Annotated in this window: 11 protein-coding genes and 1 pseudogene; all 12 read left to right on the top strand. The window is 40.5% G+C overall.

Features of this window, described 5'->3' with window-relative positions:
• Window positions 1–173 precede the first annotated feature (173 nt).
• Complete coding sequence (locus F7734_RS64395) at window positions 174–464, top strand: hypothetical protein (protein ID WP_243147377.1); 291 nt, start codon at window positions 174–176, stop codon at window positions 462–464.
• Window positions 410–745, top strand: coding sequence for a hypothetical protein (locus F7734_RS64400; protein WP_243147378.1), 336 nt, complete (start codon window positions 410–412; stop codon window positions 743–745). Before F7734_RS64395 ends, F7734_RS64400 begins: the two co-directional genes overlap by 55 nt.
• Window positions 727–1,068 (top strand): hydrogenase maturation nickel metallochaperone HypA, encoded by a 342-nt coding sequence (hypA, locus tag F7734_RS42305; RefSeq protein WP_155750372.1) that lies wholly within the window; start codon window positions 727–729, stop codon window positions 1,066–1,068. Before F7734_RS64400 ends, hypA begins: the two co-directional genes overlap by 19 nt.
• A gap of 25 nt (window positions 1,069–1,093) precedes the next feature.
• Window positions 1,094–3,436 (top strand): carbamoyltransferase HypF, encoded by a 2,343-nt coding sequence (hypF, locus tag F7734_RS42310; protein ID WP_155750373.1) that lies wholly within the window; start codon window positions 1,094–1,096, stop codon window positions 3,434–3,436.
• Between the two features lie 129 nt (window positions 3,437–3,565).
• The gene (locus F7734_RS42315; RefSeq protein ID WP_155750374.1) at window positions 3,566–3,832 is read left to right on the top strand and encodes a HypC/HybG/HupF family hydrogenase formation chaperone; all 267 of its coding nucleotides are present in this window, start codon (window positions 3,566–3,568) and stop codon (window positions 3,830–3,832) included.
• A gap of 446 nt (window positions 3,833–4,278) precedes the next feature.
• Window positions 4,279–7,926 (top strand): pyruvate:ferredoxin (flavodoxin) oxidoreductase, encoded by a 3,648-nt coding sequence (nifJ, locus tag F7734_RS42320; protein ID WP_155750375.1) that lies wholly within the window; start codon window positions 4,279–4,281, stop codon window positions 7,924–7,926.
• Between the two features lie 25 nt (window positions 7,927–7,951).
• Window positions 7,952–8,983, top strand: a complete 1,032-nt coding sequence (locus tag F7734_RS42325) for a dihydroorotate dehydrogenase-like protein (RefSeq protein WP_166482493.1) — start codon at window positions 7,952–7,954, stop codon at window positions 8,981–8,983.
• Window positions 8,984–8,985: 2 nt separating this feature from the next.
• Entirely contained in the window at window positions 8,986–10,092 is a 1,107-nt protein-coding gene (gene hypD, locus F7734_RS42330) for a hydrogenase formation protein HypD (RefSeq protein WP_155750376.1), read from the top strand.
• 69 nt (window positions 10,093–10,161) lie between these two features.
• Entirely contained in the window at window positions 10,162–11,181 is a 1,020-nt protein-coding gene (gene hypE / locus F7734_RS42335) for a hydrogenase expression/formation protein HypE (protein WP_155750377.1), read from the top strand.
• 163 nt (window positions 11,182–11,344) lie between these two features.
• Window positions 11,345–11,599 (top strand): CBS domain-containing protein, encoded by a 255-nt coding sequence (locus F7734_RS61190; protein WP_166482490.1) that lies wholly within the window; start codon window positions 11,345–11,347, stop codon window positions 11,597–11,599.
• The gene (locus tag F7734_RS61195) at window positions 11,593–11,847 is read left to right on the top strand and encodes a hypothetical protein (protein ID WP_166482491.1); all 255 of its coding nucleotides are present in this window, start codon (window positions 11,593–11,595) and stop codon (window positions 11,845–11,847) included. Before F7734_RS61190 ends, F7734_RS61195 begins: the two co-directional genes overlap by 7 nt.
• A pseudogene (locus F7734_RS42340) lies at window positions 11,828–11,989 on the top strand (rhodanese-like domain-containing protein); the annotation flags it as partial. The gene F7734_RS61195 and the pseudogene F7734_RS42340, both read left to right, overlap by 20 nt.
• Window positions 11,990–12,190 lie beyond the last annotated feature (201 nt).

Raw genomic sequence — 12,190 nt, forward strand, 5'->3', positions numbered from 1 at the left:
ATGATTACATAATACAACATTAGTAACTTATATTAAATTTTTTAAGTTTTTTATAGAACAGTCAGTCATTCCGCTCGACCTCATAATTTCCTCAACTTTTTCAGCTACTTTTAGAAAGTGGTTTTTGCGATCTCTATAAATGGACCTCAAGTCATGCCTGAAATGGGGTTAAGATGATGGACAATATTCTTGCTGGTATCTCCCCTACATTTCTCATCATTGGTTATGGTAACAATTTACGCAGTGATGATGCGGTAGGACAACGAGTGAGCGATGCTATAGCAACTTGGAAATTACCTGATGTCCGTTCTTTAAGCGTCTGCCAACTCACTCCCGAATTAACTAACATTTTAGCAACTGTTGATGTTGCTGTCTTTGTTGATACCTACCCCATTTGCAAGGAGAGAGAATGGGTGGGAAAGATTGTGGAATTGGAGAAAGAGGCTGTGAAACACAGAGTTTAGTTAGGGAAGATATTGAATCTGCTTGTCTCCTTTTTCCTATTTCTCCTTATCCAAAATCTTCTTTATTTGGGCATACAAGCGACCCAAATTATGTACTTGCTCTCACTCAAGCAATCTATGGTTTTGTTCCACAAGCATGGTGCCTTATGATACCTGGAGTAAATTTTGAATTCGGCGAAAGCCTATCACCAGTAGCCAAACAGGGAGTTGAAACAGCACTTCAGAAAATTGATGAGTTAATTCAAACTATAAGGAAAAAATTATGCATGAAGTTGAAATGATGCAGAATATTCTTAATATTGCTGTTAACCGTGCAGAAGAAGAAGGCGCTCAACATATTCGTTTAGTTCATATGCGAGTCGGTGAAGTGTCCGGTATTGTACCCGATTCTTTACAACTTGCTTTTGATGTTGCTAAAGCAGGAACAATGGCAGAAAATAGCAGGCTGGAAATTGAGTATTTGCCAGTACGTTGTTACTGTCCTAACTGTAATCTTGAGTTTCAACCACTTGACCAATTGTATCAATGTCCGCAGTGCCATCAACCTTATTGTGAAGTGCGCCAGGGTAAGGAGTGCGAACTTGCTTTTTTAGAGGTGTCATGAGTTAGGGAGTGGAGAGCGGGGAATAATGGTACAAAAACTTTTGCATATTGCTATTCAGGGTATTGTACAAGGGGTAGGCTTTCGCCCTTTTGTCTATCAATTGGCAACTGATTTGAAACTTGTAGGTTGGGTGAATAACTCCGCTAGAGGTGTGGAAATTGAGGTTGAAGGCAGTCAATCTCAATTGGAAAATTTTTTGTTGCGGTTAGATAGGGAAAAACCAGTGCGATCGCATATTCAAAGTCTTGAAGTTTCTTGGCTAGATGCCACAAGCTACGACAACTTTGAAATTCGCCCGAGTACAGGTGGTGAAAAAACTGCTACCATTATGCCAGACATTTCCACGTGTTCGGAATGTCTGCAAGACATTTTCACTCCTACAAATCGTCGCTACCGCTATCCTTTTACAAACTGTACTCATTGCGGTCCGCGCTTTAGCATCATAGAGGCATTACCTTACGATCGCTCCCACACCACTATGAAGCACTTTCAGATGTGCGTAGACTGTCAAGCAGAATATGAAAACCCCCTGAATCGACGTTTTCATGCTCAACCAAATGCTTGTCCTCAATGCGGTCCCTACTTGGAATTATGGAATCGAGAAGGTAAAGTTTTAGCATCTCGTGATACCGCTTTACAAATGACAGTCAATGCTATTCGTAACGGAAACATTGTTGCTATTAAAGGATTGGGCGGCTTTCATCTTGTTGTAGATGCACGTAACAAAGAAGCTATAAAACAACTGCGGGTTTGCAAGCAAAGGGCAGAAAAGCCTTTTGCTTTAATGTATCCTAATATAGATTTGGTAAAAGCACACTGCGAAGTTTCAGAGTTAGAAGAAAGGTTATTGCGATCGCCAGAAGCGCCTATTGTCTTACTCCGACGTAGAAAGCACTTGGGAATAGATTTGGCAGAGGGTGAGTTCTCTGTATGCCCTATAGATAACTCATCGATTGCTCCTCATAATCCCTACCTTGGTGTTATGTTACCTTATACACCATTGCATCACTTACTTATGATAGAGCTAGGTGTTCCAATAGTGGCTACTAGTGGTAATCTTGCCAATGAAACTATTTATATTCATGAGCATGAAGCCATAGAACAACTAGGCAATTTTATCAATATTTTTCTAGTTCACAACCGCCCTATTGCCCGTCCTGTAGACGATTCTATTTTAAAAGTTATCCAGAATCGCGAATTGATGTTGCGCCGTGCGCGTGGTTATGCGCCTTTACCAATTTCTCTTCATCCCCCACCCGCAATCCTCAATTGTCAATCCAAAATTCTTGCTGTAGGAGCACACTTAAAAAATACCATTGCTGTTGCCACCAACAAACAAGTATTTATCAGCCAGCATATTGGCGATTTAGACACAGTTTCTGCATTTGAAAACTTTAGCAGAACTATTGCTAGTTTTCAAGAGCTTTACGAAATGCAACCAAATATCATTGCTAGCGATTTACACCCCGATTATCGTTCAACTCAATTTGCCAATCAATTTGGTGTGCCTGTGATTCCCATACAACATCATTATGCCCATGTTCTCTCTTGTATGGCAGAAAATCAGATCCAGGGTTCTGTATTGGGTGTTGCTTGGGATGGTACGGGTTACGGTTTGGATGGAACAACTTGGGGCGGTGAATTTTTGTACGTGACTGATACAGCATGGCAGCGAGTTGCTCATCTTCACACCTTTCGCCTACCTGGAGGAGAAAAAGCAATTAAAGAACCAAGGCGTTCAGCCCTGGGATTACTTTATGAAATATTTGGAAATACAGTTTTTGAAATGCCAAGACTAGCTCCGATACAAGCTTTTTCTATACAAGAATTAAAAATTTTAAAAGCTATGTTGGAGCGTCAGGTAAATACCCCTCTAATTTCTAGCTGCGGAAGGTTGTTCGATGCGATCGCCTCAATTTTAGATTTATGTCATCAAACGGAATATGAAGGACAAGCTGCAATAGCATTGGAGTTAGCAATAGATGAAACCAAAACTGATGAATACTATAATTTCCAAATATTAAAGCTTGTTAAGAATAAAGAACATCCATCGATAGTCATTGATTGGCGTGTTACCATCAAGGAAATTTTAGTAGATATTGGCTCTAAAGTATCTTGTCAAAAGATAGCAGCCAAATTTCACAATACACTTGTAGAAGTAATAATTTCTGTAGCTCAATATATGGGGGAAAAAAGAATAGTTCTAACAGGTGGTTGTTTTCAAAATAAGACTTTGATAGAAAGAGCGATTGACCGTTTGAGAGAAGAAAACTTTTACCCTTATTGGCATCAGTATATTCCACCTAATGATGGTGGTATTGCTCTGGGGCAAATTATAGCAACTTTAAGAAATACAAATCAACTATAGCAATCCTATTTGAGATGCAAACAAGGAAGACAAGGAAGACAAGGAGGACAAGGAAGACAAGGAAGAAGTGTTTGTAAATCATTTAGGACTGCTATATAGCAAATACAATTAGAAAACAAAGAGAAAAATATGTGTTTAGCGGTTCCTGGAAAAATCATTAGTATAAACGATGAAAATTCAGTCTTCCGAAATGGAAAAGTTAGCTTTAGCGGAGTGATTAAAGAAGTTAATCTAGCTTATGTCCCGGAAGCAAAAGTGGATGATTATGTCGTTGTACATGTGGGATTTGCACTAAGCATTCTTAGTGAAGAACAAGCACAGAAAAATCTAGAATATTGGCAGTATATCCAAAATTTCAAAGAAAAACCTTCTGTTAATTCCGATTTCTATAAATAAAAATTTTTGGATTTGATATTCAAACAAAATATCATCAACAATTATTTGAAAACTCTCTAATAACAATCACATTCAAAATGCTATAGAGGTTTTTAGTCTACTGAGGTACAAATTTATCTGCGTTCGTCAGCGTTCATCTGCGGTTAATTCATTATCTTGTAACTCACGAAAGTGGTAATTGCTATAAGTAAATCCAAATATAAAACAACAAAGAAAAACAGATAGTTAGAAGAGTGCAGTGATATTCAAAAAACTTAAATTCTATACATGGGGGTTTAAATTTATCAAAAAATTCATAAACTTTTCATATTTTTTTCATTAAAATACAGATATCATCCAAGAAATTAAAATTGAGAGCGAAAACTAGCAGCACAAGAATATTGCATTAGCAATAATATGTCTACCAGCTATCAGCAATTCTTAGATAGGATTCAGGGGTAACAACTATGCAAGAAAAACCATTTGCAACTTTAGACGGGAATGAGGCAGTTGCACGAATCGCTTATCAACTGAATGAAGTGATAGCCATTTATCCTATTACACCCTCTACACCTATTGGGGAATGGGCTGATGCTTGGTCAGCAGAAGGAAAAGCGAATCTTTGGGGTACTGTTCCCACAATTATTGAAATGCAAGATGAAGGTGGAGTGGCTGGTACCATCCACGGTGCATTACAAACGGGTGCGCTGAGTACCACATTTACTGCTTCTCAGGGCTTGTTGCTCATGATACCGAATATGTATAAGATTGCTGGAGAGTTAACAACTACAGTCTTTCATGTTGCATCACGGTCTTTGGCTGCTCAAGCACTGTCAATTTTTGGCGACCACAGTGATGTCATGGCAACTCGTGCTACAGGCTTTGCTCTCCTTTCTTCTTCTTCGGTACAGGAAGCTCATGACTTTGCCCTAATTGCTCACGCTGCAACTCTAGAATCTCGAATTCCTTTCTTACACTTTTTTGATGGTTTTCGCACTTCTCATGAAATTTCAAAAATTGAATTGCTGACATCATCCGTGTTGCAGGCATTGATTGATGAAAATAAAATTTTAGAACATCGAGCCAGAGCGCTATCTCCCGACCATCCAGTGTTGCGTGGTACAGCACAAAATCCAGATATTTATTTTCAAGCACGAGAAACTGTTAATTCTTACTATGCTGCTTGTCCCGATATCGTGCAGAAGGTTATGGACAAGTTTGCAGTATTAACAGGTAGGCATTATCACTTGTTTGATTATCATGGTGTTGCAGATGCAGAATATGCGATCGCTTTAATGGGATCGGGTTGCGAAGCAGTCCATGAAACAGTGGACTATCTCAACGCACGAGGTCATAAAGTGGGAGTGCTGAAAGTGCGGTTATACCGTCCTTTTGATGCAAAACAACTCATTGCAGCTTTACCCAAAACAGTGAAAGCCATTGCAGTTCTCGATCGCACCAAAGAACCTGGTAGCCAGGGAGAACCTTTGTATTTAGATGTTGTGACCGCAATTTATGAAGCATGGGCGGCAAAGGGAGAAGAGGAGAAGAGGAGCAGGGGAGCAAGGGAGCAAGGGAGTCAGATAAATTCTTCGCCACTCTGTAAAGTCTTTGGCGGTCGTTATGGATTATCTTCTAAAGAGTTCACGCCCGCAATGATTAAAGCTATTTTTGATAATCTTGCAGCAACGGAACCTAAAAATCATTTTACCGTGGGAATCGAAGACGATGTGACTTATACAAGTCTCGATTATGACCCTGATTTTTCTATTGAACCGGACAATGTTGTTCGTGCCATCTTCTATGGCTTGGGTTCTGATGGAACGGTAGGAGCTAATAAAAATTCTATCAAAATTATTGGTGAAGATACTCAAAATTACGCCCAAGGTTATTTTGTTTACGATTCAAAAAAATCTGGTTCTGTGACTATTTCTCATTTGCGTTTTGCTTCCCAACCCATTCGCTCAACCTATTTAATCAATAAAGCTAATTTTGTCGCCTGTCATCAATGGGGATTGCTAGAACGCTTTGATATCCTCAAGCATATTGTTCCAAAAGGGATTTTCTTACTGAACAGCCCGTACCCCCTACAAGATATTTGGAAGCATTTACCTGGGAAAGTGCAAGAGCACATTGTTAACAAGCAACTTGATTTTTATGCCATCAATGCTTATAAAGTTGCTCGTGACAGTGGCATAGATGGGTATATAAACACGGTGATGCAAGTTTGTTTTTTTGCTCTTGCTAATGTTTTACCAAGAGATGAAGCGATCGCTCAAATAAAATGTTTTATTGAAAAAAGTTATGATAATAAAGGACATGAAATTGTCACAAGGAATTTACAAGCTATCGACCATGCTTTAGAAAACTTGTACAAAGTTTCAACTCCAAACTCCATCGAGTGCTTAATTGAAGTCAGCCCACCTGTCCCTGATTCTGCGAGCACATTTGTTCGTGAAGTCTTGGGCAAGATAATTGCTGGATGTGGTAATGAAGTTCCTGTGAGCGCATTACCCGCAGATGGTACATATCCTACAGGAACTGCTCAATATGAAAAGCGCAACATTGCCCGCGAGATTCCAGTGTGGGATTCTGATGTTTGCATACAATGCGGCAAATGCGTGATGGTTTGCCCCCATAGCGTCATCCGCAGTAAAGTTTACGCTCCCCATCATCTGGAAAATGCACCTGCATCTTTTAAAAGTAGTAATGCCAGAGAGCATGATTGGAAAGGATTAAAATTCACCATTCAAGTCGCAGCCGAAGATTGTACGGGTTGCGGCATATGTGTTGATGTTTGCCCTGCAAAAAATAAGACACAAGTACGCCTGAAAGCAATTAATATGCAGCCACAAACACCTTTGCGCGAACAAGAACGGGAAAACTGGAACTTCTTCTTAAGTCTTCCAAATCCAACCCGACAGCAATTGAGGCTCGCGCATATTAACCAACAGCAGATGCAGGAACCATTGTTTGAGTTTTCTGGTGCTTGTGCGGGATGTGGAGAAACTCCTTATCTTAAATTATTAAGTCAGTTGTTTGGCGATCGCGCTTTGATTGCCAATGCTACAGGTTGTTCTTCAATTTATGGTGGTAACTTACCAACAACCCCATGGACTAAAAACGACGAAGGTCGCGGTCCCGCTTGGTCAAATTCCCTATTTGAAGACAATGCTGAATTTGGCTTGGGTTTTCGTATTTCTATTGACAAGCAAAGAGAGTTTGCTTGCGAACTACTGAGACAACTAGCACCAGAAATCGGTGAAACTTTGGTTGAAAACTTGCTAAAAGCACAACCAACAGATGAAGCCGATATTTACGAACAGCGCCAACAAGTTGCATTACTCAAACAACGCTTAGATGAAATTCTTCTTAATAGAGAGACACTCCATAGCTCGTCTCTACAAGACGAAAATCCAAAATCGAAAATCCTAACTCTGAAATCGCTTGCTGATTTATTAGTAAAAAAGAGTGTGTGGATTGTCGGTGGTGATGGCTGGGCGTATGACATTGGCTTTGGAGGTTTGGATCATGTTTTGGCAAGTGGTCGAGATGTCAATATCTTGGTGCTCGACACGGAAGTGTATTCCAACACGGGGGGGCAAATGTCAAAAGCAACACCTCGCGGTGCTGTTGCGAAATTTGCGACTTCTGGTAAATCAGCAGCAAAAAAAGACTTGGGTTTAATTGCCATGACTTATGGTAATGTTTACGTCGCTAGCGTAGCTATGGGTGCAAGAGACGAACACACTTTAAAAGCGTTCCTAGAAGCAGAAGCTTATTCAGGCACATCGTTAATTATTGCATACAGTCATTGCATCGCTCACGGTATTCATATGAGTACTGCAATGCAAAATCAAAAAGCAATGGTTGATTCTGGTCGGTGGCTGTTGTATCGATTTCATCCCGATCGCATAAAGCGTTCTGAAAACCCATTACTCTTAGACTCTCATGCTCCTAAAATTCCTATCGAGCAAGATATGTACCTAGAAAATAGGTTTAAGGTATTAACGAGGAGTCATCCAGAGCAAGCAAAGCAATTACTGCAGCAGACACAACAAGATGTAAACGCTCGCTGGAATCTTTACCAATATTTAGCAGCACAAATTTATTAAATTATGAGGAGCTTTGATTGTGACTATAGATCTTACCACAACATATATGGGACTGGAGCTAAAATCGCCTCTTGTTCCTTCTGCATCTCCGTTTTCTGAGGACATCGATCGTATTAAAGAGATGGAAGATGCAGGTGCAAGTGCAGTCGTCATGCATTCTCTTTTTGAAGAGCAGTTGCAGCTAGAGCATGATGAACTACACCATCACTTAACTCAAGGGAGTGAAAGTTATGCTGAAGCCCTGACTTACTTCCCAAAACCCCTATTCTTTCGCGTCGATCCAGAAGAGTATCTCGACCATATCCGTAAATCTAAAGAAAAAGTGAGCATTCCAATTATTGCCAGTCTGAATGGTTCTTCTTTAAGTGGCTGGACGAGTTATGCAAGCAAGATTCAACAAGCAGGAGCTGATGCCCTAGAATTAAATATTTACTATGTACCAACAGATATGGATTTGGTTGCCCAACAAATTGAAGAAACCTATATTGATATTTTTAAGGCAGTCAAAGCCACAGTGACAATTCCTGTTGCTGTGAAGCTCAGCCCTTTTTTCACAAATATAGGAAATATGGCAAAGCGTTTGGATGCAGCAGGAGCAAATGCTTTAGTGCTATTCAATCGCTTTTACCAACCAGACATTAACCTGAAAACATTAGAAGTTGAGCCTCACATCCTCTTGAGTACACCGGAAGCAATGCGATTACCACTGCGTTGGATTGCAATTCTCCACGGGCGTATTCATGCCAGTCTAGCAGCAACAAGTGGTATTTATACAGGAGTTGATGCTATCAAAATGCTGATGGCGGGTGCAAATATCACCATGCTTTGTTCGGTGCTCCTACAACATGGTATCAATCATATCCCAACTATTGAAGGGCAAATGCGGAAATGGATGGAGGAACACGAGTATGAGTCTGTCAAGCAATTACAAGGTAGTATGAGCCAGCAGCATTGTTCTAACCCCAGTGTATTTGAACGCGTTCAGTACATGCGGGCAATTCAAACCTTGAAACCAGGATGGAGAAAAAACATCGAACCCTCTCATTATTTTGGATAAAAATGAAATTTATTGACGAATATCGTGATGCCAAAGCGGCTCAACTTTATGCCAAAGCAATTGCTCAGCTCGCAACCAAGCCTTGGACAATTATGGAAATTTGTGGGGGACAAACGCATTCTATTGTCAAATTTGGTATAGATCGACTACTTCCTCAAGAAATTACTTTAATTCATGGTCCGGGATGCCCGGTTTGCGTAACTCCCGTGGAGTTAATCGATCGAGCAATTGCGCTTTCTTCCGATCCAGGCGTTATCTTTTGCTCTTTTGGTGATATGATGCGCGTTCCCGGTAGCATGGGAAAAGATTTGCTTGCAGTCAAGGCTATGGGTGGAGATATTCGTATTGTTTACTCGCCTTTAGATGCTTTAAAAATTGCTCGAGCAAATTGCGATCGCCAAATTGTCTTTTTTGCAGTGGGATTTGAAACAACTGCACCTGCAACAGCAATGGCTGTTTATCAGGCGCACCTACAGAATATTCATAATTTTTCTCTACTGGTATCTCATGTACTTGTTCCTCCGGCGATGGAAGTTATTCTTTCTTCCTCTGACAATCAAGTGCAGGGTTTTTTGGCAGCGGGACATGTTTGCACTGTCATGGGATATACAGAGTATGAATCTATTGCTGAAAAATATCATATTCCTATCGTGGTGACGGGCTTTGAGCCATTAGATATTTTTCAAGGTTTATATTTATGTATTAAACAGTTATGTGAAGGGCGATCGCAAGTTGAAAATCAGTATATACGTTCGGTTTGCCGTGTTGGGAATGAAGTTGCACAGCAACTCATTCGAGAAGTATTTGAAAGAGTACCGAGAAAGTGGCGAGGAATCGGAGAGATTCCACAAAGTGGGTTGGGGTTACGCGAGAAATACATTGAATTCGATGCCCAAAAGCGTTTTCAGCTTGATAATTTCACGGTGCAAGAATCTAGTGAATGTATTAGCGGACTCATTTTACAAGGTATAAAGAAACCTTACGAATGTTCTGCTTTTAGTAGAATTTGTACCCCAGAACATCCTCTTGGTGCGCCAATGGTGTCATCTGAAGGCGCTTGTGCGGCATACTATCGTTATCGCTATCAGCAACACTCAACAATAAAGTAAAGTTATGAATTTTGGTTGTGTATTGTTTAATACAAACCAATAGAGACAATCGCCTTTGAGTAATCTTTTATGACCTGTCCCCTACCAATTCAACAATACCCTACCGTTTTGCTAGCACATGGTGGTGGTGGTAAATTAATGCATCAATTGATTTCACAAATGTTTTTATCTACCTTTGGGACTTTCAACCAGTCTCAACATGATGCAGCAACACTTTATCTCACAAGTAGCAAAATAGCTTTTACAACTGATTCTTATATTGTTCAACCACTATTTTTCCCTGGTGGTGATATTGGTTCGTTAGCAGTGAATGGTACTGTCAACGATTTGGCAATGGCGGGTGCGCGTCCTCTCTACCTCAGTTTGAGTTTTATTCTAGAAGAAGGGTTACCGATGGAAACCCTATGGAAGGTGGTACAATCTATTCAGCAAGCGTCCCAAGCAGCGAACGTGCAAATAGTCACTGGTGACACCAAAATTCTTAATAAAGGGAAGGGGGATGGAATTTTTATTAACACCACAGGCATTGGTATTATTGAACACCAGCAAAAAATATTACCACAAAGCGTTCAAAAGGGTGATGTGCTGCTGTTGAATGGCGACATCGGGAGACATGGTATTGCTATTATGGCCCTTAGAGAAGGATTAGAGTTTGAGACGACAATAGAAAGTGATTCAGCACCCCTTGCCGATTTGGTTTTACAGCTTTTAGCAGCAGGGATAGAAATTCATTGTCTGCGAGATTTAACGCGGGGAGGTTTGGCGAGTGCGTTAAATGAAATTGCTGATGCTGCTGGTGTTGAAATTACCATTGATGAAAATCAGATTCCCGTTCGTGAAGACGTGCAAGGAGCGTGTGAAATTTTAGGATTTGACCCCTTATATGTAGCTAATGAAGGGCGTTTTGTCGCTTTTATACCAGCAGCAGATGCTTGGAAAGCTTTGGCGATCCTACAGCCTTATAGTAATGCTTGTATTATTGGTAGTGTAACTGAGAAATCTTCCGGTGTCGTGAAGATGAAAAGTAAAATTGGTGCTACTCGTATTGTTGATATGTTAAGCGGAGAACAGTTACCGCGAATTTGTTGATCGTGGGTTGCGATCTAGCGTTAGAAATCAGTTTAGTGCAGATGCACGCGACAATTTAGGAGTGGTTTTATGTCAGCAAGGTAAACTGGATGAGGCAATTGCTGAATTTTGACAAGCCGTTCCGCTCGCTCCTTATTTCGCCGAAACTCACCTCAATTTAGGGTTGGCTTTAGGTAGACAGGGTAACAAACAGGAAGCGATCGCAGAACTACCGAGCCGATTGCACAAGAAGCAAAAGCAGAAAAAATATAGTTTTTGCAAAGACGATAGAAAGGAAAACATCATGACTGTTAATATGTTAACAGCCGCAGACATCATGACTCAAGATGTGGCGACAATCCGCAGTTCGGCAACTGTGGCTGAGGCAGTTCGACTAAAGTTCTACCAAAGAACCTTAAAATATTACAAAGTTTGCTAGCATTACGCCGTCATGGTACATGGCAAACTCATTATGACAATGCTCAAGCACTGATAGCTTTGGTGGAATACAGCCAACTGCAACCAACACCACCCAATTTTGTTGCGACAGTGCAATTGGCTGGTAAGAAATTGGGACAGCAAAAATTTGAAGGTTACCGCAATCCAAGTTTGGCGGTGAAGGTTCCAATGGACAAGTTACCTCGCGGGCGTCACGATCTACAACTACAAAAATATTGTCATCTATGAAGATGCTATGAACTCTGGTTACGGACAGTCTTGTCGGGGTTACTTTTTGCTCAAATACTTAGGTTGCGAGCGGGTTTCTGTTCTACACGGTGGTTATCAAGCATGGTTAGCCGCCCAAATGCCAACGACTGCAGAAGTTCCAATTCCGGTTCTTTCGGACATAGCGTGCTAAATTTTCCGGAAAATTTATAATTATGCTTTATTTGCAAGGCTTACAGACACTTATAGTTTCAATTTTAGAAAAGAATACTGTTATGAAGGGAATAATGGCTGTAATACAATTCAGGTAAGAGTTTTCCGCTAATTTTCTCCTAAAAATAGCACGCTAAGTACGCAAGAGCCA

It is taken from the genome of Scytonema sp. UIC 10036, from assembly GCF_009725235.1.

Bases quoted from the DNA above. Each gene is read 5' to 3' on its own strand.
- F7734_RS64400 (WP_243147378.1), top strand. From the start codon at position 410: ATGGGTGGGAAAGATTGTGGAATTGGAGAAAGAGGCTGTGAAACACAG.
- F7734_RS64395 (WP_243147377.1), top strand. From the start codon at position 174: ATGATGGACAATATTCTTGCTGGTATCTCCCCTACATTTCTCATCATT.
- hypE (WP_155750377.1), top strand. From the start codon at position 10,162: ATGACCTGTCCCCTACCAATTCAACAATACCCTACCGTTTTGCTAGCA.
- nifJ (WP_155750375.1), top strand. From the start codon at position 4,279: ATGCAAGAAAAACCATTTGCAACTTTAGACGGGAATGAGGCAGTTGCA.
- hypA (WP_155750372.1), top strand. From the start codon at position 727: ATGCATGAAGTTGAAATGATGCAGAATATTCTTAATATTGCTGTTAAC.
- F7734_RS42315 (WP_155750374.1), top strand. From the start codon at position 3,566: ATGTGTTTAGCGGTTCCTGGAAAAATCATTAGTATAAACGATGAAAAT.
- hypD (WP_155750376.1), top strand. From the start codon at position 8,986: ATGAAATTTATTGACGAATATCGTGATGCCAAAGCGGCTCAACTTTAT.
- hypF (WP_155750373.1), top strand. From the start codon at position 1,094: ATGGTACAAAAACTTTTGCATATTGCTATTCAGGGTATTGTACAAGGG.